Genomic DNA, 24004 nt, shown 5'->3' on the forward strand with positions numbered 1-24004 from the left:
CCGATGGCTCCACGTCCATCTCCAGCACCGTCCGCTATGTGTGCAAAGTCCGTGTCGCGCCGCTACGTGCGATCGAACTTGGTGAGATCACCTCAGTGACGCGCCGGGGTAGCCCACCGGACCACCCGCCGAAATTGTCACAGCCGCCTGGTATGACTTCTCCATGGACGCCACCGACGAGGTCATCGAGCTCTGCCGCGACCTGCTGCGCATCGACACCACCAACACCGGCGACCTGGAGACCAGCGCCGGGGAGCGGCTCGCCGCGGAATACGTCGCGGAGAAGCTCGCCGAGGTCGGCCTCGAGCCGCAGATCCACGAGAGCGCGCCCGGCCGGGCCAGTGTCGTCGCCCGGTTCGAGGGCAGCGACCCGACGCGCGACGCGCTGCTCATCCACGGGCACCTCGACGTGGTCCCGGCCGACGCGTCGGAGTGGTCCGTCGACCCGTTCGGCGGCGAGATCCGCGACGGCTATCTGTGGGGGCGCGGCGCCGTCGACATGAAGGACTTCGACGCGATGGTCCTCGCGCTGGTGCGGCAGATGAAGCGCGAAGGCCGCAAGCCGCCGCGCGACGTGGTGCTCGCCTTCGTCGCCGACGAGGAGGCCGGCAGCACCTATGGGGCGCAGTATCTCGTCGAGCACCACCGGCACCACTTCGACGGGGTGACCGAGGCGATCGGCGAGGTCGGCGGGTTCTCCGTCAGCGTCGGCGGTGACCAGCGGCTCTATCTCATCGAGACCGCGCAGAAGGGCATCGACTGGCTGCGCCTGCACGCCAAGGGCCGCCCCGGGCACGGCTCGATGATCAACGACGACAACGCGGTGACCGCGGTCGCCGCGGCCGTCGCCAAGGTCGGCCGGCACAGGTTCCCGGTGACCATGACGCCGACCGTGCGCGCGTTCCTCGAGCAGGTCTCGGAGATCCTCGGCATCGAGCTCGACCTCGACGACCCCGAGCGGGCCGTGGAGAAGATCGGCCCGATCGCGATGATCATCGGCGCGACCCTGCGCAACACGGCCAACCCGACCCGGCTCGCCGCCGGGTACAAGGACAACGTCATCCCCGGCCGCGCGTCCGCCACCATCGACTGCCGCACCCTGCCCGGCCAGTCCGAGCTGTTCGAGCAGCAGCTGCGCGACCTCGTCGGCCCCGACATCGAGCTGGAATACATCCACCGCCAGGCCGCCCTGGAGACCACCTTCGACGGCGCCCTCGTCGAGGCCATGACCGCGGCGCTCAAGGCCGAGGACCCGGGGGCGCTGCCCGTGCCGTACATGCTCAGCGGCGGCACCGACGCCAAGCAGTTCGACAAGCTCGGCATCCGCTGCTTCGGCTTCTCACCTGTGCGTCTGCCCGCCGACCTGAACTTCGGCGCGTTGTTCCACGGCATTGACGAGCGCGTTCCCCTGGAGGGACTACAGTTCGGCGTGCGAGTCCTCGACAGGTTCCTGCAGCAGTCCTGATCAACCCGACAGTCACCACCGACAGCCACCAATCAGGGGGAGTCCCATCATGACCGACCGGCACGCGGAGCTTGACGCCGCGCTCGAGCGCGTGATCACGGCGGCCCGCGACCACCTTGCCGCGGTCAAGGCCGCCGACGGGCGGGCCGACGACGACGAGGTGTGGCGCGCCTACGTCGAGCTCAACAACGCCTCCAACGGCTATGACGAGCTCCTGCTCGACGCCTTCGGCGAGGTCACCCCGTGGGACGTCGAGGCCATCGACCCCGACGAGGCCGACCGCCAGTTCGGCGTGGGCATCGGCGGCGTCGACGGCACCGAGGCCGAAGACCCGCACCCGCAGATCATCTCCGTCCGCCAGCGCCGCGACTACCGCGTCCCCAGCGTCGCCGCCCTGCTCCGCCTCGCCGACGCCGCCCGCCGCACCAACCCCGGCGACGGCGACACCGCCGCCGTCGAGACCGTCGGCGAAGCCGTCCTTGAGCTCATGCAGGCCGGCGACGGCTCCCTCGGCGCCCTCGACATCCCCGAGCTCGAATCCCTCGACGGCGTCGTCGTCGTGGCCGAGGTGGCCACCCCCCTCGACCCCGAGGCCTATGAGGACAACGACGGCACCGGCCCCTTCGCCGTCGGTGCCGAGGACAGGGTCGTCGACCGGCTCGACGAGCACGCGTTCGTCGACCTGGAGGAGGACCTGGACGAGGACGAGGACGGCGGCCTCGCCCCCACCGGCCAGACCACCGAGCCCGCCGACCGCCGCTGACCGCCGTTCACGACTGACGGCTTCCACCGCTGACCACCGGCTGACCACGGGCTGACGACCGTCCACGGCCGACTACCAGGCCCGCCGACCGCCGTCCACCACTGACCGCTGCCGCCCCGGCCCTTCAACCGGGGCGGCGGCGGACCGGGTAAACGCGCGCACCGGCTGCCCGCACGAATTGGGCAGCCGTCCAGGGCAGCCGTGGAGGGTTCGGGGCGGACGTCGGGTGGTCGGGCTGTCACCTGGTGGTGCTGCCCGTCTGTGCGTCCGCAGGTCCATGCCTGGCGTGACCTACAGCAGCCCGGTGGTGTCGAAGATGCGGCTGGTGCCGTCCGAGGGTGACGGTCAGGCAGCCGGCGGTGCTCCATTGGGACGTCGCGAGTAGGTCGTACGTCGTCGCGTTCCAGAGGCGGAGCTTGTTGTCGCGGTACGTGATGGTGCCGAAGTCGATGCCGGTCCGGGTGCCTGCCGCAGCAGGACCATATGGGGGCGCATCGAGGCGGACGCGCCATGAAAGACAGTTACGTGCTGAGGCCGGGCATGGCGTCGCTGGTGAGTTTGCGGCGGAGCATGACCTGGCGGGTGCCGTCCGCGTAGAGGCGGACCCTGGCCAGTTCCCAGCCGCCGTATTCGGCCTGGATCGTCAGCTGTGCGTTGGCGGTGAGGCGGTCCACGTTCGACGGCAGCCGCAACGGCACGTACTCGTAGTCCATGAACCGATATTGCTACGGCGTAATCCGCTGCACCAGCCCTTCAACCGACCCGGCGACCACGACCGTGCCGGTGGCGGGGTCGGCGGCGACCGCGATCGGCAGGCGGACCGTGGGGTGGCGGGCGACCTCGCGGGGGGTGCCGCCGGACAGGTCGTAGCCCACCACCTCGTTACGCTCGGTGACCGTGACCCAGAGTGTCCCGCGGGCGAAAGCCAGCGCGAAGGGCGTGCCGGCGACCGGGAAGCGCTGGCGCAGGATCAGCGGGCCGGTCTCGAAGACCAGCAGTTCGCCGTCGCGGGCGTCGATGACGAGGAAACGCCCGGCGGCGTCGGTGGTCACGCTCACCGCCCCGTCGCCGGCGCGCAGCCCCTCACGGCGGGCGCCGGAGACGGCGTCGTACACGGTGAGTGACGTGTCGGAGGGGTCCAGGATCCCGATGAGGTCACCGGAGACGGCGACGCCACCGGGCTTCCCGCCGGAGTGCAGCGTGCGGGTGACGGCGCCGGTCGCGGAGAGGATGATCACGTCGCCGGTGGAGGGCACGGCGACCGCGGTCCACCCGGACGGGTGCACGGCGAGCGCGGCCCCGGGCGCCGGGAGCTCCCAGCGGTCGACCGCGGTGCCCCGGACGGTGAGCACGGTGCTGCCGGCCACGGCCCGGAACCCGCCGTCGGGCAGCGCGACCATGGCCTGAGCGGCAACAGGCACCGAGATAACCGACTTACCGGAAATGTCCAAAATATCCAACGAGGACGCGAGCGCGACCGCGGTCAAAGCACCGGACACGGCCACGGCAGCAGGCGGGCTACCCACCGGCGATGTGGAACCGGCCGGCGGAACCGCAGGCACCGGAGCCCACGTCGGTGTGGGGACCGTGGCGTCAGGACGGTTCACCGGGGGACCGGCGTCGCAACCGGCCAGGAGCGCCACCAGTACCAGCGACAACACAGCGGAACGGGTCATGATCCGGCAATTATGTCTGGCGCTCCGGATAGCCCGACATCGGTGCCGACACGTCGTCGAGGGCGGCGCGGATCTCCCGCGGCAGCTCGATCTCCTCGGTCTGCAACGCGCCGAGCAACTGCCCGACGGTGCGGGCGCCGAGGACGGGCGCGACGACGCCGGGCCGGTCGCGGACCCACGCGAGCGAGACCTCCAGGGGCGACACGCCGAGGCCGCCGGCGGCGGTGGCGACCGCCTCGACGATCCCGGCGCAGCGGTCGTCCAGGTACGGGGCGACGAACCGCTCGAAGTGCGGCGACGCGGCGCGCGAGTCGGCCGGGACGCCGCCGCGGTACTTGCCGGTGAGGACGCCACGGCCGAGCGGCGACCAGGGCAGCAGGCCGATGCCGAGCGCGGAGCAGGCCGGCACGACCTCGCGTTCGATGCCGCGTTCGAGCAGCGAGTACTCGACCTGGGTGGAGACCAGCGGTGCGCGGCCCGGCCAGGCGGCCTGCCAGGTGGCGGCGCGGGCGGTCTGCCAGCCTGAGAAGTTCGACACACCCGCGTAGCGGGCGCGGCCGGACGACACGGCGGTGTCGAGGGCGCTGAGCGTCTCCTCGAGGGGTGTGTCAGGGTCGTACCCGTGGACCTGCCAGAGATCCACGTGGTCGGTGCCGAGCCGCTCCAGGGACGTGTCGAGGGCGCGCAGCAGGTGGCTGCGGGACCCGTCACGGCGGCGCGCCATCCCCGGGCGCAGGCCCGCCTTCGTGGCGATGACCAGCTCGTCGCGGGGCACGAGCCGCCCGACCAGGGCGCCGATGACGGACTCGGCCTCGCCGTCGGCGTAGACGTCGGCGGTGTCCAGCAGCGTGCCGCCCGCGTCGCGGAACGTCTTGAGCTGGGCGGCCGCATCGTCGGCGTCGGTGTCACGGCCCCAGGTCATGGTGCCGAGAGCCAGCCGGGATACCGCCAGCCCGCTACGGCCGAGCGGTCGCTGTTGCATAGGTGGAACGATACGGCCGGATCCCAGCGAAGGCGGGTAGGCGGGCCCCCCGCTACCCTTGGTGCCGCCCCGTGCAGGGTCGCACGGGCGACCCTGGGAGGCTGTTGTGCGACTCGCGTTGAACCTCGGATATCTCGCCGCGTGGAATGAACCCGCCGGTCACCTGGCGCTCGCGCAGGAGGCCGACCGTCTCGGTTTCTCCTGCGTGTGGGTCGCGGAGGCGTACGGGTCGGACGCCCCGTCGATGCTCGCGTGGTTCGCGGGGCAGACGGAGCGCATCGAGCTGGGCTCGGCGGTGTTCCAGATCCCCGCCCGCACCCCCGCCATGGCGGCCATGACCGCGGCCACGATCGACAAGCTGTCCGGCGGCCGCTTCCGGCTCGGCCTCGGCGTGTCGGGGCCGCAGGTGTCCGAAGGGTGGCACGGTGTCCGGTTCGGCAAGCCGCTGCAGCGCACCCGCGAGTACATCGACATCGTCAACCTCGCGCTGACCCGCAAGACCGTCGCGTATGACGGGCAGCACTACACGCTGCCGCTGCCCGACGGACCCGGCAAGGCCCTCAAGCTGACGCTGCACCCGACCCGCGACCACGTCCCCGTGTACCTCGCCGCCGTCGGCCCGAAGAACCTCGAGCTCGCCGGTGAGGTCGCCGACGGGTGGCTGGCGATCTTCTTCTCCCCCGAGTTCGCGCCGGAGTCGCTCAAGTCGATCGAGGCGGGGCGCGCCAAGGCCGGGAAGAGCATGGACGGGTTCCAGATCTCCGCGGGTGTACCGGTCGTCATCGGCGACGACCCGCAGATGTGCGCGGAGCTGGTACGGCAGTACGCCGCCCTCTACGTCGGGGGCATGGGCAGCCGCGAACAGAACTTCTACAACGCGCTCGCCACGCGGATGGGGTACGGCGACGCGGCCCGCGAGGTGCAGGACCTCTACCTGGCCAAGAAGCACCGCGAGGCGGCGGCCGCGATCCCGTTCGAGTTCATCGACCGGACGTCGCTGCTCGGGCCCGTCGAGCGGATCGCGGAGCGGCTCCAGGCGTACAAGGAGGCCGGTGTCACCGAGATCGCGACCCTGATCTTCGGTGACCACGAGCACGGCATCCAGACCATGCGGGAGCTGGCCCGGGCGTGGGAGATGGCAGGCTTGACCCCGTGACGACGCTCCTGCTGCTCCGGCACGGCCGCACCACCACCAACGCCAGCGGTGTCCTCGCCGGCCACCAGCCCGTCGGGCTCGACGACGTCGGGCAGGCGCAGGCCCGCTCGGTCGGCGACCGGCTCGCCGCGGCGAAGCTGCCCCTGGCGGCGGTGGTGTCCAGCCCGTTGCCGCGCTGCCGGGAGACCCTGTCCCTCGCCCTGCCCGATGTCACGGACGTCTCGGTGGACGAGGGGATCGTCGAGTGCCGGTACGGCGACTGGACCGGCCGGCCGCTGAGCGAGCTCGCGAAGGAGCCCCTCTGGGCGACGGTCCAGGCGCACCCGTCGGCGGCCGTGTTCCCCGGGCCCGACGGCGAGTCGATGGCCGTCATGTCGGCGCGCGCGATCGCCGCGGTCCGCTCGTGGGACGCCCGGCTCACCGAGTCGCACGGCGCCGACGCGGTCTGGCTCGCCTGCAGCCACGGCGACATCATCAAGGCGATCGTGGCCGACGCGCTCGGCATGCACCTGGACCTGTTCCAGCGCATCGCCGTCGAACCCGCGTCGGTCACGGTCATCCGGTACACCCCGTTGCGGTCCTTCGTCCTGCGCCTCAACGACACCGGCGGCGACCTTTCGCCTTTTGTACCGAAGGTGGACGAGGAACCGACCTCGGATGCCGCCGTCGGGGGCGGTTCGGGCGGTTCTGTGTGATCTTGCTGCCTGGCGTGAGCGTTGACCGAAGCGTGCGGATAGAGTTCTTAGCATGAGCGGTCCAGAGCGAAGCGGCGGAGCGCTCATCATGGACACAGTTGGAGCTCGCTCCGTCGCTGGAGCGCAGCGGAGGTGACGGAGTGAGCCACCAGGTGTACGCATTCGAGCCGCCGGAGCGGTTCGTCGCGGGGACCGTGGGTGCGCCGGGGGAGCGGACCTTCTTCCTGCAAGCGCGCGGTGGAGGGCGGCTGGTCAGCGTCGCCCTCGAAAAGGTGCAGGTGACCCTCCTCGCCGAGAAGCTCGAGGAGCTCCTGCTGGAGGCGCAGCGCCGCTTCGGCGTCGACCTGCCCGCGACCGCGGTCGTCGACACCAGCGACAACGAGCCGCTCGACACCCCGCTCGACGAGGAGTTCCGCGTCGGCACGCTCGGCCTCGCCTTCGACGTCGACACCGCGACCGTGGTCATCGAGGCCATCGCCGTCGGTGACGAGGAGACCGAAGAGGCCGAGGAAGAGGACGACGACGAGCTCAGCACCGCCGACCGCGACCGGCTCCGGGTCCGGCTGACCCCGCAGGCGACCCGCGCGTTCATCGACCGGGCCAAGCGCGTCGTCGCGTCCGGCCGGCCGCCGTGCCCGCTGTGCGGACAGCCCCTCGACGCCCGCGGGCACCTCTGCCCGCGGCACAACGGCTACCGCCGGTAGACGCCGTGCCGGCACTGCCCCAGGACGAGGCGCTGGAACTGCTCCGCCACGGCACCATGGAGCTTGAAGGCCGGCTGATGGACGCGTCCAACGCGACCCTGCGCGCCGTCATCACCCACTCCTCGACCGTCGCCCGCTGCGTGTACAAACCCGTCAGCGGCGAACGCCCCCTGTGGGACTTCCCCGACGGCACCCTCGCCGGCCGGGAGTACGCGGCCTGGCTGCTGTCCGAGGCCACCGGCTGGTCCGTCGTCCCGCCGACCGTCCTGCGCGACGGGCCCCTCGGCGTCGGCATGGTCCAGCTGTGGATCGACGACGAGCTGCAGTGCGACGACGCGATCCTCGGTTTCGTCCCCGCCCGGAAGGTCCCCCAGGGCTGGCGGCGGATCCTCACCGCGCACGACGAACGCGGCCGGCCCTTCGTCCTCGCCCACGACGACGACCCGCGGCTCGCCCGGATGGCGGTCTTCGACGCCGTCGCCAACAACGCCGACCGCAAGGGCGGGCACATCATCGACACCGTCGACGGCCGCGTCCACGGCGTCGACCACGGCATCTGCTTCCACGCCGAGGACAAGCTGCGCACCATCCTGTGGGGCTGGGCGGGCGAGCCGCTGCCCGACGAGGCCGTCGAGGTCCTGGAGAAGCTGCGCGCGCAGTACACGGCCGGGCTCGCCGAAGCGCTGTCGGAGCACCTGACGGCCGCCGAGGTCGGCACCGTCGCGCTGCGGATCACCCAGCTGCTGCGGGACAAGCGCTACCCGGCACCCGACGAGGACCGGCACGCGATTCCGTGGCCGCCGATGTGAGGCGCTGTCCAGGGCTATCTGGGCTAGGTTCGTCACACCGGTTTCCCCCGTGTTTCGGCCGGGCACCGCAGATAGTCTTGGCGGATGGATTCATGGTCGGCACCGGCGGTGCCCACGCTGCCCCGCACCGCTGCCGGTGCAGCCACCCTCGCCCTCTTCGACTCCGCGCGCCGCGAGATCGCGCCGACGCACGTCGAGGGCCGGCCCGCCACCATGTATGTCTGCGGCATCACCCCCTATGACGCGACCCACCTCGGCCACGCCGCGACGATGCTCGCGTTCGACCTGGCCAACCGCGTCTGGCGCGACGCCGGCCACGACGTCGACTACGTGCAGAACGTCACCGACATCGACGACCCGCTCCTGGAGCGCGCCGCCCGCGACGGCGAGGACTGGGTCGTCCTCGCGATGCGCGAGACCGCCCTCTTCCGCGAGGACATGGAGGCGCTGCGGATCATCCCGCCGAAGCGCTACGTCGGCGCCGTCGAGTCGATCCCGCAGATCGCCCGCCAGGTGTCGTCGCTGCTCGCCACCGGCCACGCGTATGTCCTCGAGGACGGCACCCGCGACGTCTACTTCAGCGTCGCGACCACGCCCAGCTTCGGCAGCGAGTCCAACCTGTCCCGCACCGAGATGCTGCGCCTGTCCGTCGAGCGCGGCGGCGACCCGCAACGCCCCGGCAAGCGCGACCCCCTCGACCCGCTGCTGTGGCGTGGCGTGCGCGAGGGCGAGCCCGCCTGGGACGGCGGCGACCTCGGCCCCGGCCGCCCCGGCTGGCACATCGAGTGCACCGTCATCGCCCTGAGCCTCCTCGGCGACACCATCGACGTGCAGGGCGGCGGCAACGACCTGCTCTTCCCGCACCACGAGTGTTCTGCCGCCCACGCCGAGGCCCTCAGCGGCAGGACCCCCTTCGCCTCGCACTACGTGCACGCCGGCATGATCGGCCTCGACGGCGACAAGATGTCCAAGAGCAAGGGCAACCTCGTCTTCGTCTCCCGCCTCCGCGCCGACGGCGTCGACCCCATGGCGGTGCGCCTCGCCCTCCTCGCCGACCACTACCGCAACGACCGCCAGTGGACCGACGACGTCCTCAAGACCGGCCAGCAGCGCCTGTCCCGCTGGCGCGCCGCCGCCAAGGCCACCGTCGGCCCGCCCGGGATCGAGCTGCTCGAGCTGCTCCGCGAGCGCCTCGCCGACGACCTCGACGCCCCGGGCGCCCTGGCCGCCGTCGACGCCTGGGTCGACGCCACCCTCGCCGACGCCGGCGAGGACCGCGACGCCCCCGCCGTGCTCCGCCTCGCCGTCGACGCCCTCCTGGGCATCAAGTTGTAGCCCGCGTCGTTGAGCACGGCGCAGGTCGTTCGGTTGCTTTGAAGGATCGCGTGGGCGGGCAGGCCTGATCGCCGCGCCCGGGACCGTCGGACGTCCCGGGTCGCCATGGAGCGGAGGCCGCCCGCCCACGCCATACTTGCCGCCATGAGCTGGGACATCTTCGTCCTCAACGTCGCCGCGACCGTCACGACGACGGACGAGATCCCGGGCGACGACCCGATGACGCCCTTGGGCACGAGCGCCGACGTCCTCCGGCGGCTGCGCGACGGCCTGCCCGGCGTCGACCTGTCCGACCCGGCGTGGGGTCACCTGCGGGGGCCGGGGTGGACCATTGAGCTCAACATCGGCGCCAAGGACCCGGTCGACTCGATCATGCTGCACGTGCGCGGCGGTGGCGACGACGTGCTGGGCGTTATCGCGAGGGTCGCCGCGCTGGCCGGCGGCCGGGCCCTCGACATGTCGACGGGGGAGTTCCTGACCGGCGATCCGGCGCGGACCGAGGGCTGGCACGGGTTTCAGCGCTATCGCGACCAGGTGCTCGGCGAGAGGTGACGCCGGGAAGTGTCGTACCCGGGCGGTACGGTGCCGCTGCCGGGTGAGGTCGGGCCGGTGCGGTCAGGTGCGGGTCCGGGATGACAGGAGCGCTTCGAGGAGGGCGGCAGGGCCAGGAGGGTCGGGGGGTGTGCCGTAGAGGGCGGCGCTGATGTGGCGGCCCGGGCCGGGCAGCCGCACCGCGCGGACGCCCGTGGCGCGGTGGGCGCGCAGGGCCAGGTCCGGCAGGATCGTGACGCCGAGGCCGGCCGCGACCAGGGCCTGGACGGCGACGTAGTCGTCGGTGGTGAATGCGATGTCCGGTGTGAACCCGGCAGCCGCGCACCGGCGGACCAGACTCGTCCGGCAGCGTTCACAGCCGCCGATCCAGCGGGCGCCGGCGAGGGCGGGCAGGTCGCGGGTCTCGTCCTGGCCGGTCACGAGGTACAGCGGCTCGTCGAACAGCGGCGTCAGCCGCACCCCGTCCCGCGGCGCCGCTTGCGGTCCGCCGAGCGGTCCGGGCACCTCGCCGACGCGGCCCGGCCCGCCGACGGGGCGCTTGCCGGCCGGGCCTGCCGCGCCGGTGGGTGTGTCGTCGGCGTGGCCCGCGTCGCCGGTGGATGCTGTGCCGGCGTGGCTCGGCTCGCTGGTGGGTGCCTCGCCGAGGGGGCCCGGCCTGCCGGTCGGAGGCGGGTCGCCGGTGGGGGCTTCGGTGACGTCGGCCGGGTCGTCGTAGTCGAAGACGACCGCCAGGTCGACCTCGCCGGCCTTCAGCAGGCGCAGCGCCTCCGGGGGTTCGGCTTCGACCAGGCTGAGCGCGACGTCCGGGTGCGCCGCCGCGAAGCGGGCCGCGGCGATGGGCACGAACGAGCCGAGCGCCGACGGGAAGGCGGCGAGGCGGACGCGGCCCGCGGTCAGGCCGGTGAGCGCGGCGAGCTCCTCCTCGGCGGCGTCGAGGCGGCCCAGGATCTCCTCGGCGCGTTCGGCGAGGAGGTGGCCGGCGGGCGTGAGGCGGACCCCGCGGCCGACGCGCTGCACGAGGCGGGCGCCGGTCTCCGACTCGAGGCGGGCCAGGTGGTGGCTGACGGACGGCTGAGCGTAGTGCAGGGCCTCGGCGGCCGCGGTCACCGAGCCGTGCCGGGCGACCGCGAGCAGCACCCGCAACCGCGTCACGTTAAGCATCGACGGCACCTATGCTTTTCCAAGAAACTCGGCATTAGCTTTATATATGGTACCGGCAGCAGGCTGGACCCATGATGAGCCTCAACGACGTGCTGCGGGCCAAGCGGCTGATCGAGACGTATCTTCCGGTGACGCCGTCGTGGTCGTATCCGCTGCTGGACGAGGTCGCCGGGCGCAGCGTGGTCGTCAAGCACGAGAACGCGCAGCCGACGGGCGCGTTCAAGGTCCGCGGCGCGCTCAACCTCCTCGCGGGCCACCCGCGTGGGGAGCCGGTCGTGACGTACTCGACGGGGAACCATGCCCGGTCGGTCGCGTACGCCGCCCGCGTCTTCGGCATCCCCGCGCACATCGTGATGCCGGCGGGGGCCGCCGGGTTCAAGGTGCGGGCGGTCCGGGCGCTCGGGGCGACGGTGACCCTGCACGGAGCGGACATGGCCGACGCGGAGGCGTACGCGGCGACCCTCGGCGGGCGGCTGATCAGCCCCGGGGACGAGCCGGCCGTGATCGCCGGGGCCGGGACCGCGTACCTGGAGCTGTTCGAGCGGCACCCGGATCTCGACACGGTGGTGGTGCCCGTCGGCAGCGGGACGGGCGCGGCGGCCGCGTGTGTCGTCGCGGCCGCCGTCGCGCCCGGGTGCCGGGTCGTCGGGGTGCAGTCGGCCGCCGCGCCGGCCGCGCACGACTCGTGGCGGGCGGGTGCGTGCGTACGCCGGGACAACCGGACACGGGTCGACGGGCTGGCGACCGGGCGCGGGTTCGAGGTGCCGCAGGCGCTGCTGCGGGACCTCCTCGCGGAGTTCGTGCTCGTCGACGACGACGCGATCGACGGGGCGCGGCGGGTGCTGTCGGGTGCCGCGCACACGCAGGCGGAGGGCGCCGGGGCGGCCGCGCTGGCAGCGGTGCTCGCCCGGCCGGAGCTGATGGGGGAGCGGGTCGCGGTCGTCCTGTCAGGCGGCAACGCCACCGAAGCGGAACTGTCCCGCTGACGACGGGCGGTCCCGGAGCGGATCGGCCTTCGGTGTGACGTGGGACACCGTCCGGCGCGCGGAACCGACCGTTCGCCGATCAGGGCTCCCGCCGGTGAGCGGGCGGGCATTTGATCGGGTTACGTCGATCTGCCGGGCCGTCCGCCAGGCCCGGACACCCCCGTGAAGGAGGTCCGCCGTGACCGGTCCCGAAAGCCCCGACACCCCCCGGGCATTCGACCAAGGCCCGCCCCGGGCCGCGGACAAGAGCCCGTGGAACTGGCTGCTGTTCATACCGATCGTCCTGCCGCTGGTCACCGTCTGGTACAACGCCGACAGCCCCAGGCTGCTCGGGTTCCCGCGGTTCTACTGGATGCAGCTGGCGATCATTCTCGTGGGCGTCAGCACCACGACGCTCGTCTACCAGATGACGAAGCGGCGGTGACCGGCCATGTGGCGTGACCATCAGGTCGAGATCGCGGTCTTCGTCGTCCTGTTCATCGGGGTGAGCGCCGTCGGGTTCGTCGCGGCCCGCTGGCGCCGGCCCGACAACCTCAACCACCTCGACGAATGGGGGCTCGGCGGCCGGAACTTCGGCGGCTGGATCACCTGGTTCCTCGTCGGCGGCGACCTGTACACGGCGTACACGTTCGTCGCGGTGCCCGCGCTGCTGTTCGCCGCCGGCGCGGCCGGGTTCTTCGCCGTGCCGTACACGGTGATCATCTACCCGCTGGTGTTCCTGGTCCTCGTGCGGATGTGGTCGGTGTCGCACCGGCACGGGTTCGTCACGCCGGCCGACTTCGTGCGGGCGCGGTTCCAGTCGCCGACGCTGGCGCTGCTCATCGCGATCACCGGGATCGTGGCGACGATGCCGTACATCGCGCTGCAGCTCGTCGGCATCGAGTCGGTGCTCAAGACGATGGGGGTGATCGGGTCCGGCACGATCGCTCGGCACCTGCCGATCATCGTCGCGTTCGCGATCCTCGCCGCCTACACGTACTCCAGCGGGCTGCGGGCGCCGGCGCTCATCGCGTTCGTCAAGGACACGCTGATCTACATCGTCATCCTCGTCGCGGTGTTCTACCTGCCCTACAAGCTCGGCGGCTGGGGCGCCATCTTCGACGCCGCCGACGCGAAGTTCGACAAGACGCCGGCGCTGTCGGACGGCATCCTGTTGAATGCCAACAACCAGCTGCAATACATCACGCTCGCCCTGGGCTCCGCGCTCGCGCTGTTCCTCTATCCGCACAGTCTCACGGGTGTACTGGCCAGCAAGAACCGCGACGTGATCAAGCGCAACATGTCGGCGCTGCCGGCGTACTCGCTGCTGCTCGGCCTCATCGCCCTGCTCGGGTACGCCGCGATCGCCGCGAACGTGACGCCGCTGAAGAACCCGAACGGCACCAACGACAACAACACCGTCGTGCCGCTGCTGTTCGACAAGCTCTTCCCCGACTGGTTCGCCGGCGTCGCCTACGCCGCGATCGGCATCGGCGCGCTCGTCCCCGCCGCCATCATGTCGATCGCCGCGGCGAACCTCTTCACCCGCAACGTGTACCGCGAATACCTCAAGCGCGACGCCACCCCGCACCAGGAGGCGACGGTGTCGAAGGTGACGTCGCTGCTGGTGAAGGTCGGTGCCCTGGTCTTCATCGTGTTCGTCGACCCGCAGTTCTCCATCGACCTGCAGCTCATCGGCGGCGTCATCATCCTGCAGACGCTGCCGGCGGTCGCGCTGGGCCTGTTCACCCGCTGGTTCCACCGCGGCGCGCTGATCGGCGGCTGGATCGCCGGGATGGGCCTCGGCATGTGGATGCTGTACCAGATCCCGAACGCGGCCACGAAACGGGCTCACTTCGGCGGCTCGGCGTTCCCGCTGAAGGAGTTCGGGTTCGACTCCACGAAGACGATCTACGTCGGGTTCGTCGCGGTCGCGGTGAACCTCGCCGTCGCGGCGCTGCTCACCGTGATCCTGCGGGCGGCGTCGGTGGCGGACGGCGGCGACGACACGAGCGCGTCGGACTACTTCGCCGACGAGGGCGACCCGCGCGTCTCCACCGCCGGCCCCGCGACCAAGCCCGAGGTCGCCCCTGATCCGGTCACCTGACGGGGCTACGGCAGGGTGCCGGCGAGGCGGGCGAGGAGGCCGTGCAGCCGGACCCGGTCGTCGCCGGGCAGCCCGCCCAGCATGAGGTCCTCGACGGCGTCGACCTGTTCGCGAAGCTTCGTGAGCAGGTCGACGCCGTCGGCCGTCAACGTCAGCGTGTGCCGCCGCCGGTCGCCGGGGTCGACGGCCCGCTCGACGAGCCCGCGGTGCTGCAGCAGGTCGACGACCGCGACCGTGTTGCGCGGGTCGACGCCGATCAGCGCGCTCACCCGCTGCTGATGCGCCGGCCCGACATGCCCGAGGCTCATCAGGACCGCGAGGTGGTGTGGGGCCAGGTCGTGCTCGGCGAGCATCCGGGCCCACCGGCGCCGCGACTCGGCCCCGAGCCTGGCCAGCAGATATCCGGTGCTCGCGTCGAGCCGTTCGTCCACGATCATGACCATAGCGACGCGGGTCGTGCTCGACGTTCATCCGAGTGTCGGCTTTTCACCGGCGGTGACGGCGGCGGCCACCCACCGATCCGGTGAGCGGCCGCCGCCGTGTGCCGCGTCGTTACGGGGTCGCGGCGGTCGCCACGGTCCAGGTGCTCGTGTCCTTCACGTTCGCGAGCGTGACGCCCTCCAGGATCCGGGTCATCTCCGCGTCGGTCAGCAAGCCTTCGCTGCTGACCTGGATGTTGACGCCGTTCACCCACCGGTTGCAGAAGCCGTTGCCGCAGCTGATGCCCGGCGACGGCTGCTGGTTGGAGTTGGCCGCGGGCACCACGAACATCAGGAAGCTCCCGGCCGGGTGGTCGCCGTCGACCCCGCCGAACGGCTCCGTCAGCCCGGTCACCGGCAGTGCGGGGCTGCTGAACACCAGTCCCGCGTAGTCCCCGTCCCGCGCGGACGCGATCCCGTTCAGACCGGGCATCGCGTGCATCGACACCTCGGTCAGCTTGTACCCGGCCGGCAGGTGGGCCAGCGTGACGGGCACCTTCGCCGCCGCGGGCACGCCGGCTCTGAGGCCGGCCGCGAGGTCGCGCAGGTCCTTCGCCGACGGGAACGCGGCGTCGTCGGAGCTCGCCTCGATGACCGCCCACGCGTCGGTGTTGTACTGCCACGCCAGGGTCCGCTTGACCGCCCAGCTGTAGTGGGCGCCGCTGACCTCGAGCCCGGTCCGCCCGCCGACCGTCACCGGCTGCGCACCGGTCAGCTTCGACGGGTCGTACGCGCCGGCCCGGTACACCGTCAGGTACGCGTACAGGTCGTCGCCGTTGCGCGGCGGCGGGCTGCCGTCGACGGCCTTGTCGTTGGTGGTGAGCCCGTCGGCGTAGACGGACGCCAGCTGGTACGCGGTCGACACGTCGACCGGCTGCGCGACCCGCAGCTTCCCGACCCGGTACCCGTCGAACGTGAACGTGAACGGGTCCGCCGTCGCCGGCACGGGCCCCGCTTCCGCGACCGGCGCGGCGGGCTGCGGCGCGTTCCCGGTCGCGCCGAGCTTCGGCACGGTCACCGCCGCGACGACCCCCAGCACCGCCACGGCGGCCGCGCCCGACGCCACCCAGCTGAGCCGGCGACGGCGCTGGGTGCGCTGCCCCGACTCCAGGATCTGGTCAGCGTCGTACCGCAACGGCGGTGGCTCTGACGTCGCCAGGTCCACCAGGTCCTGCATTCGCATGGGTCCACTCTCCGAGTTCAGACGGTTCATCCAAGACCACGCCTCCGGCGGCGAGGGCCGCCCGGAGATTCGCCAGACCTCTGGTCGTCTGGCTCCTGACCGATGCCGCCCGGATCCCGAGGACCTCAGCGGCCTCCTCAGCGGTCATGCCGAGGTAGTACCGCAGCACCAGCACCGCCCGTTGCCGCACCGGCACCTCTTGCAATGCCCGGCGGACGGTCAGGCGTTCGTCGGCGGCGCCGCTGTGATCGGCCAGCGCGACATCCGGCACCCTGTCCCCGGCGGCCCGTTCCCGGCGCCACCACGGCCGCCGGGTCTCGTCGATCGCCGCTCTGACCACCATCGTCTGCGCGTACAGATCGGGCCGGTCGAGCCTGGACCACCGCGGATACAGTCTGGCCAGGGCGTTGGCAACCGCGTCCTCGGCCGCGTGCCAGTCCCCGCATGTGACGTACGCCAGGCTCCGCAACGCCGCCATCCGCGACGCCACGAACTCCCGGAACCCGTCCGGATCCTCTGCCTTCAACCGGCCGCTCCCTCCGCCGCGGATAGAACGGCCGCCGCCCACCCGAACGCTGCACGCCCGCCTGAACTTTTTTTTCCATCCACGCGCGATGAACCGCACCCAGTCTGCCCGCGCCCCCCTTCGCCCTGCTGTCAGCCGGTCGTGGCTGTTCCTTTCCTTCCCACACCCGCGCCAGCCCGGGCCACCCATGATCCGGAAGACTTTTTGTCGCTATAACAGCGAAATGTCTTCCGGATCACGCGGATGGCCGAGCTGGTCGAGGGAGCGGTGGGCCGATGTACCGCAGGGAGGTACACGACCGCGCGGCCGGGAAGATGCGGCTGCTGGCCGGGCGATCGTCCGGGCAACGGCGACCGCGGGCACCGCGCAGCGGCGCGCGACCCGTAGGTTGCGCAATGCCTCGACTCGGCCGTCGCGCTGGTTCGGGATCCCGGTGGCCGGTGCGGCGAGAGCGGCCCGGGCGGCCGCTACGGCGTCGATCGGGTCCTGCGGTCCGGCCGGGCGACCTCGACCAGGTCGACGCCATGCCGGTGCAGGAACCGGGCAGGCCCGGCGCTGTCCGCCGCCGCGACGGTACGGGTGTCCTTGTGGGTGTCGAGGCCACCGCTGACCTCGACCTGAGACTGGACTGGGACCGTCCTTCTCCACTCGACCCGGGGGCGGCACGCACCAGCCGGGGCGAGATGGACAAGGCAGTGATGGATGCCTGCCGGCACAGGCTCCTATGAGGTCACACCGCCACGTCCGCTGCGTGCAGACAAGTCCCGCGCCGGCACGGCCGACAGATCCCGTTCAGGACCCAGCGTCAGCCAGACGAAGGGTCAGACCGACCGGTCCGGGACCTACCTACATCCTCGCGGTCAGCCGAGGGCCAGGTCGGGCTCGTCGGTGGGGAGGCCGGGGCGGACGCCCGGGATCTTGTACTCCTCGGTGAGGGACGTCATCGGGCCTGGCCAGGCGGCCTGGGCGACCTCGATCGGCTTGTGCTCGGCGTCGTAGGCGATGTGCAGCAGGACCAGGACAGGGGTGTCGGGGCGGATCTGGAGCAGCTCCGCTTCCTCGCGGGTGGGGAGGCGGGCGCTCACCTGGTCCTTGGCGCTCGTATACCGGCGGCCCAGCTCGGCCTCGACCTCCTGATACAGGGGGCGGTCGAACACGTCCGGGCGCTCGATCGAGGTGCCGCGGACGTCGGCCGGGCGGAACCAGGAGGCGCCGACCTCGACCGGGGCGTCGCCGGTGCGGACGAGGTGGCGGCGGACGAGGAGCGGGACGCCGACGTCGATGCCGAAGCCCTCGGCGACGTCGGCGGGGCAGGGCATGACGCCGACCTGCATGAGGTGCTGGCGATAGCGGGCGGCGAGCTCGGCGTGGTAGCCGCGCTCGGCGCCGTAGCGGCCGCGGGAGAGCCGGTTCATCCGGCGCTTGGTGCCGCGGACGAACGTGCCCGAGCCCGGGCGGGTGATCAGCAGACCCTCGATGCGCAGCTGGTCGATGGTGCGCTGGACGGTCTGCTTGGCGACGCCGAACTGGGTCGCCAGGGACGGGATGGACGGCAGGCGCTCGCCCGGCGCCCAGTCGCCGCGGTGGATCCTGGCCCGGAGCTGCGCGGCGATCTGCCGGTGCGGGAACTCCGCGGCCCCCGGGTTGATGGTCATACCCAAAGCCTAGCCTCCTAGGAAGCTCTCCGCAACAGGAAGCACGACACAAACCGCAACACCAAAAGCACCACATCCTGGGAAGTGGCTACTGAGGCATGGGAGCGGGCCTCGTAGTGTGACTGCATGCAGGTGACTCAGTCCGCGAAGCTGGCCAACGTCTGTTACGACATCCGCGGACCGGTCATGGCCGCCGCCAAGCAGATGGAGGCCGAAGGCCACCACATCCTGAAGCTCAACATCGGCAACCCGGCGCCGTTCGGGTTCGAGGCGCCGGAGGAGATCCTCCAGGACGTCATCCTGAATCTGCCGGCCGCGCACGGGTACGGCGACTCCAAGGGCCTGCTGTCCGCCAGGCGCGCGGTCGTGCAGTACTACCAGCAGAAGCAGGTCTACGGCGTCGACATCGAGGACGTGTACCTCGGCAACGGCGTCTCCGAGCTCATCGTCATGGCGTTGCAGGCGCTGCTCGACAACGGCGACGAGGTGCTGATCCCGTCGCCGGACTACCCGCTGTGGACCGCGTCCGTCAGCCTGTGCGGCGGCAAGGCCGTGCACTACATCTGCGACGAGACCAACGAGTGGATGCCCGACGTCGACGACATCGCCGCGAAGGTCACGCCGCGGACCAAGGCGATCGTCGTCATCAACCCGAACAACCCGACGGGTGCGGTGTACTCGCGGGAGATGATCGAGCGGATCGCCGAGGTCGCCCGCCGGCACAACCTGCTGGTTTTCTCCGACGAGATCTACGACAAGATCCTCTACGACGGCGCGACGCACGTGTCGACGGCCGCGGTGGCCCCGGACCTGTTCACGATCACGTTCAACGGGCTTTCCAAGGCGTACCGGGTGGCCGGCTTCCGGACCGGCTGGCTGGTGCTGTCGGGGCCGAAGCACCACGCGACGAGCTACATCGAGGGCCTGGACATCCTCGCCAACATGCGGCTGTGCCCCAACGTGCCGACGCAGCACGCCGTGCAGACGGCGCTCGGTGGGTATCAGAGCATCAACGACCTCATCCTGCCGGGGGGCAGGCTGCTCGCCCAGCGCGACACCGCGTGGCGCATGCTCAACGACATCCCTGGCGTGTCGTGCACGAAGCCGCAGGGCGCGCTGTACATGTTCCCGCGCATCGACCCCGAGGTGCACCCGATCAAGGACGACCTGCAGTTCGCCCTCGACCTGCTGCGCAAAGAGAAGCTGATGGTCGTGCAGGGCACCGGCTTCAACTGGCACCACCCGGACCACTTCCGGATCGTGACGCTGCCCCGGGTGGCCGACCTGGAGGACGCGATCGGCCGGATCGGTCGTTTTCTCAGCACGTACCGGCAGGTCTGAACGAACGGCGGCGGCCCGTCAGCGACGGAGCGCACGGACGGCCCGGACCGTCCGGACGACCACCGCGACGGCCGCCGCCACCACGCAGAAAAGTGAGCCCGGCGAGCTGCCGCCGGCCACGGATCGGCACCCTGGCGGAGCGCGGCGACAAGCAGAGCGCTACCAGGCGCCTGTCGCCGACGGTCCGGCCTGGCCGCCGCGGCGGCGCAGGTACTTCTCGAACTCCTGCGCGATCTCGTCGCCGGACAGCGGCTGCAGGCCGGCGTCGCCGGAGCGCTCCTCCAGCTCGCGGACGTATTCGGCGAGCTCGGCGTCCTGCTCGGCGGCCTGCTTGAGCCGCTCCTCCCAGTCGGAGGACTCCTTGGCCAGTTCGCCGGTGGGGACGGGCAGGTCGAGGACCTCCTCGACGCGGTGCAGCAGCGCCAGGGTCGCCTTCGGGCACGGCGGGTTGTTGGCGTAGTGCGGGACGTGCACCCAGAAGGAGACGGCCTCGAGGTCGGCGCGCACGCAGGCGTCGTGCAGGACACCGACGATGCCGGTCGGTCCCTCGTAGCGGGTCGGGGTGAGGCCGAGCCGCTCGGACGTGTCGGTGATGGTGGCGCCGCGCGGCGCGGAGCCGCTGACCGGCAGCGGGCGGGTGTAGGGCACGTCGGCGAGCAGCGCGCCGAGCAGCACGATCCGGCTGACCTCGAGGCTGTGGCACACCTCGAGGACCTGCTCGCAGAACGTGCGCCAGCGCATGCTCGGCTCGATCCCGCGGATGAGGACGATGTCGCGTTCCGCGTCGGGCGGGGTGGCCACGGAGAAGCGGGTCGTGGGCCACTCGATGCGCCGGGTCTCGCCCTCGGACATCATCACCGTCGGCCGGTTGACCTGGAAGTCGTAGAAGTCCTCAGGGTCGAGCGCGGCGATCGGCTCGGCGCCCCATTCCTGCTCGAGGTGCTCGACGACGGCGGTGGACGCGTCGGCAGCGTCGTTCCACCCTTCGAACGCGGCAATCGCGACAGGGGAGCGCAGCACGGGCAGGCCGTCGAACTCGGTCACGGTCCCAGCCTACGTGGGTGACCGCCGGATGGCTTGCCGGCCGCGCCCGGGGTGTCGGTTTCCAAGATCGCCTTGTACCATCCCGGGGTGCGTAACGGACGCCGTTCCTGGCTTGTCGCCTTTCTCGCGTTCTTCCTCGTCTTCGGGGCCTGGGGCGTGGCGGCGCCGTTCGACGGTCCGGCCGACGAGGTGCAGCACACGATCAGGGCGGCGGGCGTCGGATCGTTCGTGCCCGGACAGATCTTCGCCGAGCCGAAGACCGTCCCGGACGCGTTCGGCCGCCCCGGCATGGGCGCCTACCAGCGGGTTCCCGTCGGTCTCGACGCGCACGCGGAGTGCTGGGGCTTCGACCCGACGAAGTCCGCCGCCTGCGAGAAGGGCCTCAGCGGCGGCCCGGTCGGTGAGGTGAGCACCAGCGCCGGCCGGTACAACCCCTTCTTCTACATGGTCGTCGGCCCGCCGCTGCGGTGGATGCCGAACTGGGGCGGGCTCGTCGTCGCGCGGCTGATCAACGGGGCCATGTGCGCGGCCCTGCTCGCGTCGGCGTTCCTGGCGCTGCGCCGCTGGTCCCGGTTCGGGCTGCCCGCCTCGGCGCTGCTGTGCGTGGCCACCCCGATGCTCGCCCACCTGGCCGGCGGGGTGAACCCGAACGCCCTGGAGATCGCGGCGGGGATCGCGTTCTTCGCCGCGGGCATCCCGCTGTTCCTGGACCCGCCCGACCCCGCGAAGAAACCGCTGGTCACGTTGCTGGGTGTCGCGTCGGTACTGCTGCTGACGCTGCGCTCCGGCGGGCCCGCCTGGTTCGTGTTCGGGCTGCTGGCGCTCGCCGTCCCGCTGCGGTGGGCGTGGCTGAAGCAGTGGTGGCGGGTCACCCGCGTGAAGCTGTGGTGCGCCGGGATCGTCGTGGCCGGGTTGCTGTCCGCGGCGTGGATCGTCGGCATGCGCACCGGTGAGCTGGTGCCGCCGCCGCCGGGCCTGTGGAACTACACGCCGGGCGAGGCCGTCGCACAGTACATCGACAGCTGGTACCAGCTGCTCATCGGCATGATCGGCGTGGCCGGCTGGTTCGACACGAAGCTGTGGAGCCCGTTCTACCTGGTCTGGATGATGCTCGTCGGCGGTGTCGTGATCCTCGCCGGGCTCGTCGGCGGCTGGGTCACCCGGTGGCGGTACCTGGTCTTCTTCACCGGCGGCGTGATCCTCCCCGGCGTGCTGCAGGTCAGCCAGGCCAACGTCACCGGGTTCATCACCGGCGGCCGGTACATGCTGCCGCTCCTCGTGGGTGTGCCGCTGCTCGCCGCCTGGGTCCTGGAGCGGAAGCTCTTCGACGCCGGGCAGGTCCGCTCCCTGGGCCGCACGTTCGTGCTGTTCCTGCTGCCGGTGCACTTCGCGCTGCTGGTCTTCGCCATGGTCCGCTGGCAGCGCGGCCTCGCCCCGGACGCGGGCCTCGGCTGGTTCAACCCCCTCGCGGGGCAGTGGCACCCGCCGACCGGCTCGGTCCTGCCGCTGCTGCTGATGGTCGTCGGCCTGGCCGTGCTCGCCACGGTCGTCTGGCGTACGCCGGTGAGCACGCCCGACCCGGAGCCGACCGAGCCCGCGGAGCTGACCGCCCCGGACACGGATCCGGAGCCCGCGACCCGCTGAGCCACGGGTCCGCGCTGAGCTCCCGGCGTGGAGGTCACCGGTCGGCGCTGACCGGCTCCGGGGTCTGGACGGACCGCGCGGCGGGGACACCGGGCGCGACGGGCGGGTCGGCGCGGCGGTGCAGCACGACCAGCGCGGCGACCAGGGCGGCGCAGGACAGGGCGCTCAACGCGAGGTAGCCGCCGTGCAGGTGGTGGCCCTTCCAGACGGCGGCGACCCAGATCAGCGCCCAGTACACGGCCTGCAGCGCGGTTCCGGTCCTGACGAGCCACCTGGGCAGCGCGGTGTAGAGGACGCCGAGGCCGGCGAAGAGCAGCAGCATCGTGGCGTAGGAGCCCTGATGCAGGTGGGTCGTCGCGGGGCCGTACATGAGCAGCACCCACAGTCCGAGGGACGCCCCGGCGACGCCGAAGAGCAGGCGCAGGCCGCCCGGATCGGCGCCCGCCCGGATCCTGCGGCGGCCGGCGCGGGTGAGCAGGGCGAGCCCGGCGAGGGTGAACGCGCCGAGGGACAGGGCGAGGTAGCGGAACTCCTCGTCGCGCACGACGCCGGTGCGGCCCTTGCCGAGGAGGTGGTACCGGGTGTTCTGCGCGCCGAACAGGGTGGTGAGGTTGGCCGCCTTGTTGCCGAGGGTGCCGGTGACGCCGTCGGCGCCGTAGCGGGCGCGCAGCAGTTCGCCGAGGGGCCGTTCGTCGGGTTCGGCCATGCCGGCGAGGTGCATCTTCAGCAGCCGGTCGCCGGGCGGGTCGTAGAGGCGCTGGTAGGCGACCCACGGGGCGGACATCAGCAGGGCCGCCGCGGTCGCCGCCGCCAGCGACGTCCACGAGGGCCGGTGCCGGGGCAGCAGGAGGGCGACGCCGACGGGCACGAGGGTGAAGACGACACCGCCGTGCGCGACCATCGCCGCGCCCGCGGCGAGCCCGCCGATCGTCCAGCTCCACAGGCCGCGCCGGTCCAGGAACCACACGGTGCAGGCGAGCGTGACCAGGGCCGCGGGCAGCAGCTTCGGCCAGGTGAAGACGGAGTTGAAGAAGAACAGGCCGGTGCAGGCGCAGACGCCGGCGACGACGGTGAACGTCCGGGTGGGCACGCGCAGCGCCCGGTACAGACCCCAGAGCGCCGGCAGCCAGAGCGCCTGGAGCAGGACGGTGAGCACCTCGTAGCCGATGATCCGCCAGGCGTGCGACTCCGTCAGCGGCGCCTGCAGCAGCTGTACCCCGGACTGCAGCGGCGGACGGTCGCTGCCCAGCCAGCCCCAGGTGACGGTGCGCGGGTCGCCGTGGTGGACGTTGTCGGCGAACAGCTGCGGCAGGATGTTGTCGCCGGTGAACCCGTTGAGGTGGCAGAAGCCGTTGACCTGCCCGGCGACCGGCCCGGCGGTGCAGGAGAACGTGATCGCCGTGTACGCGAGGGTGAGCAGCAGCATCAGGCCGAGCGGCACGGCGACGTCGGCGCGCAGCAGCGCCGTCCGCAGCTCACGCCGCACGGCGATGACGGTCGAGGACAGCACCGCGGCGGCCGCGAAGACCGCGACCGTGACGTCGCCGAGGCGGTGCGCCGCGAAGTACGCCCACAGCACCAGATATCCGGCGAGGCAGCCGGCGAGACCGGCGACGGGCACGACGAGGTAGGCGGGGACGCGGCCGCGGCCGGCGAGGACGAGCCCCGCGAGGAGGCCCGGGGCGAGCAGCCACACCGCCTGGACCAGCAGGAGCGGCGTCAGCAAGACGCTCGGTTGCATAGCGTGATTGTCGCGACGGGC

23 protein-coding genes are annotated in these 24004 nt (G+C 71.9%); 13 read left to right on the top strand and 10 right to left on the bottom strand.

The genetic code is table 11. The features are described 5' to 3' along the window. Nucleotides 1-163 precede the first annotated feature (163 nt). Together ABZS58_RS22905 and ABZS58_RS22910 are read left to right on the top strand one after the other, a co-directional pair. Entirely contained in the window at nucleotides 164-1465 is a 1302-nt protein-coding gene (locus ABZS58_RS22905; RefSeq protein ID WP_354784546.1) for a M20/M25/M40 family metallo-hydrolase, read from the top strand. Between the two features lie 49 nt (nucleotides 1466-1514). Continuing rightward, the gene (locus tag ABZS58_RS22910) at nucleotides 1515-2228 is read left to right on the top strand and encodes a hypothetical protein (protein ID WP_354784548.1); all 714 of its coding nucleotides are present in this window, start codon (nucleotides 1515-1517) and stop codon (nucleotides 2226-2228) included. 521 nt (nucleotides 2229-2749) lie between these two features. Here ABZS58_RS22910 and ABZS58_RS22915 read toward each other — a convergent pair. From ABZS58_RS22915 to ABZS58_RS22925, 3 genes are all read right to left on the bottom strand, one after another. Further along, nucleotides 2750-2941, bottom strand: a complete 192-nt coding sequence (locus ABZS58_RS22915) for a DUF5703 family protein (RefSeq protein ID WP_327010753.1) — start codon at nucleotides 2939-2941, stop codon at nucleotides 2750-2752. A 12-nt stretch (nucleotides 2942-2953) separates the two neighbouring features. After that, entirely contained in the window at nucleotides 2954-3649 is a 696-nt protein-coding gene (locus tag ABZS58_RS22920) for a hypothetical protein (protein ID WP_354784550.1), read from the bottom strand. 265 nt (nucleotides 3650-3914) lie between these two features. Further along, nucleotides 3915-4886 (bottom strand): aldo/keto reductase, encoded by a 972-nt coding sequence (locus tag ABZS58_RS22925; protein WP_354784552.1) that lies wholly within the window; start codon nucleotides 4884-4886, stop codon nucleotides 3915-3917. Between the two features lie 106 nt (nucleotides 4887-4992). Between ABZS58_RS22925 and ABZS58_RS22930 the strand changes: the two genes are divergently transcribed. The 6 genes from ABZS58_RS22930 (at nucleotide 4993) to ABZS58_RS22955 (ending at nucleotide 10137) form a co-directional block, all read left to right on the top strand. After that, nucleotides 4993-6042: an LLM class F420-dependent oxidoreductase gene (locus ABZS58_RS22930; RefSeq protein WP_354784554.1), complete on the top strand. Its 1050-nt coding sequence runs from the start codon at nucleotides 4993-4995 to the stop codon at nucleotides 6040-6042. After that, on the top strand, nucleotides 6039-6737 hold the full coding sequence (locus tag ABZS58_RS22935) for an MSMEG_4193 family putative phosphomutase (RefSeq protein WP_354784556.1): 699 nt from the start codon (nucleotides 6039-6041) through the stop codon (nucleotides 6735-6737). The genes ABZS58_RS22930 and ABZS58_RS22935 overlap by 4 nt, the downstream gene beginning before the upstream one ends. Before the next feature lie 140 nt (nucleotides 6738-6877). Further along, nucleotides 6878-7441, top strand: a complete 564-nt coding sequence (locus tag ABZS58_RS22940) for a DUF3090 domain-containing protein (protein ID WP_354784558.1) — start codon at nucleotides 6878-6880, stop codon at nucleotides 7439-7441. 5 nt (nucleotides 7442-7446) lie between these two features. Further along, on the top strand, nucleotides 7447-8250 hold the full coding sequence (locus ABZS58_RS22945; protein ID WP_354784560.1) for an SCO1664 family protein: 804 nt from the start codon (nucleotides 7447-7449) through the stop codon (nucleotides 8248-8250). Between the two features lie 84 nt (nucleotides 8251-8334). Beyond that, complete coding sequence (gene mshC, locus ABZS58_RS22950; protein ID WP_354784562.1) at nucleotides 8335-9585, top strand: cysteine--1-D-myo-inosityl 2-amino-2-deoxy-alpha-D-glucopyranoside ligase; 1251 nt, start codon at nucleotides 8335-8337, stop codon at nucleotides 9583-9585. Nucleotides 9586-9729: 144 nt separating this feature from the next. Further along, nucleotides 9730-10137 carry a hypothetical protein gene (locus ABZS58_RS22955; protein ID WP_354784564.1) on the top strand — a complete coding sequence of 136 codons (408 nt, stop codon included), beginning with the start codon at nucleotides 9730-9732 and terminating at the stop codon, nucleotides 10135-10137. A 63-nt stretch (nucleotides 10138-10200) separates the two neighbouring features. Here ABZS58_RS22955 and ABZS58_RS22960 read toward each other — a convergent pair whose 3' ends face one another. After that, the gene (locus tag ABZS58_RS22960) at nucleotides 10201-11298 is read right to left on the bottom strand and encodes a LysR substrate-binding domain-containing protein (protein WP_354784566.1); all 1098 of its coding nucleotides are present in this window, start codon (nucleotides 11296-11298) and stop codon (nucleotides 10201-10203) included. A 71-nt stretch (nucleotides 11299-11369) separates the two neighbouring features. On the opposite strand from ABZS58_RS22960, the gene ABZS58_RS22965 reads away from it, so the two are divergent. The 3 genes from ABZS58_RS22965 to mctP all read left to right on the top strand — a co-directional run bounded on the left by ABZS58_RS22965 (nucleotide 11370) and on the right by mctP (nucleotide 14370). Next, entirely contained in the window at nucleotides 11370-12284 is a 915-nt protein-coding gene (locus tag ABZS58_RS22965; protein ID WP_354784568.1) for a pyridoxal-phosphate dependent enzyme, read from the top strand. Between the two features lie 178 nt (nucleotides 12285-12462). Continuing rightward, nucleotides 12463-12708, top strand: coding sequence for a DUF3311 domain-containing protein (locus tag ABZS58_RS22970; RefSeq protein ID WP_354784570.1), 246 nt, complete (start codon nucleotides 12463-12465; stop codon nucleotides 12706-12708). Nucleotides 12709-12714: 6 nt separating this feature from the next. Continuing rightward, entirely contained in the window at nucleotides 12715-14370 is a 1656-nt protein-coding gene (gene mctP / locus ABZS58_RS22975) for a monocarboxylate uptake permease MctP (protein ID WP_354784572.1), read from the top strand. Nucleotides 14371-14375: 5 nt separating this feature from the next. On the opposite strand, the gene ABZS58_RS22980 is transcribed toward mctP, so the two are convergent. The 4 genes from ABZS58_RS22980 to ABZS58_RS22995 form a co-directional block, all read right to left on the bottom strand. Continuing rightward, nucleotides 14376-14801, bottom strand: a complete 426-nt coding sequence (locus ABZS58_RS22980; RefSeq protein WP_354784574.1) for a MarR family winged helix-turn-helix transcriptional regulator — start codon at nucleotides 14799-14801, stop codon at nucleotides 14376-14378. 121 nt (nucleotides 14802-14922) lie between these two features. Then, nucleotides 14923-16032, bottom strand: coding sequence for a hypothetical protein (locus ABZS58_RS22985; RefSeq protein ID WP_354784576.1), 1110 nt, complete (start codon nucleotides 16030-16032; stop codon nucleotides 14923-14925). Continuing rightward, complete coding sequence (locus tag ABZS58_RS22990) at nucleotides 15968-16558, bottom strand: sigma-70 family RNA polymerase sigma factor (RefSeq protein WP_354784578.1); 591 nt, start codon at nucleotides 16556-16558, stop codon at nucleotides 15968-15970. Before ABZS58_RS22990 ends, ABZS58_RS22985 begins: the two co-directional genes overlap by 65 nt. An 860-nt stretch (nucleotides 16559-17418) precedes the next feature. Next, complete coding sequence (locus ABZS58_RS22995) at nucleotides 17419-18213, bottom strand: GntR family transcriptional regulator (RefSeq protein WP_354784580.1); 795 nt, start codon at nucleotides 18211-18213, stop codon at nucleotides 17419-17421. A 126-nt stretch (nucleotides 18214-18339) separates the two neighbouring features. On the opposite strand from ABZS58_RS22995, the gene ABZS58_RS23000 reads away from it, so the two are divergent. Beyond that, nucleotides 18340-19554 (top strand): pyridoxal phosphate-dependent aminotransferase, encoded by a 1215-nt coding sequence (locus ABZS58_RS23000; protein WP_354784582.1) that lies wholly within the window; start codon nucleotides 18340-18342, stop codon nucleotides 19552-19554. Nucleotides 19555-19713: 159 nt separating this feature from the next. Here ABZS58_RS23000 and ABZS58_RS23005 read toward each other — a convergent pair whose 3' ends face one another. Next, nucleotides 19714-20598, bottom strand: a complete 885-nt coding sequence (locus ABZS58_RS23005) for a PAC2 family protein (protein WP_354784584.1) — start codon at nucleotides 20596-20598, stop codon at nucleotides 19714-19716. Between the two features lie 87 nt (nucleotides 20599-20685). Between ABZS58_RS23005 and ABZS58_RS23010 the strand changes: the two genes are divergently transcribed. Then, the gene (locus ABZS58_RS23010; protein ID WP_354784586.1) at nucleotides 20686-22242 is read left to right on the top strand and encodes a DUF2142 domain-containing protein; all 1557 of its coding nucleotides are present in this window, start codon (nucleotides 20686-20688) and stop codon (nucleotides 22240-22242) included. 34 nt (nucleotides 22243-22276) lie between these two features. On the opposite strand, the gene ABZS58_RS23015 is transcribed toward ABZS58_RS23010, so the two are convergent. Further along, a complete protein-coding gene (locus ABZS58_RS23015) occupies nucleotides 22277-23983 on the bottom strand; it encodes a hypothetical protein (protein ID WP_354784588.1) in 1707 nt (568 codons plus the stop codon). Nucleotides 23984-24004: the final 21 nt, after the last annotated feature.

Source organism: Dactylosporangium sp. NPDC005555 (assembly GCF_040605635.1).
Lineage (GTDB): Bacteria > Actinomycetota > Actinomycetes > Mycobacteriales > Micromonosporaceae > Dactylosporangium.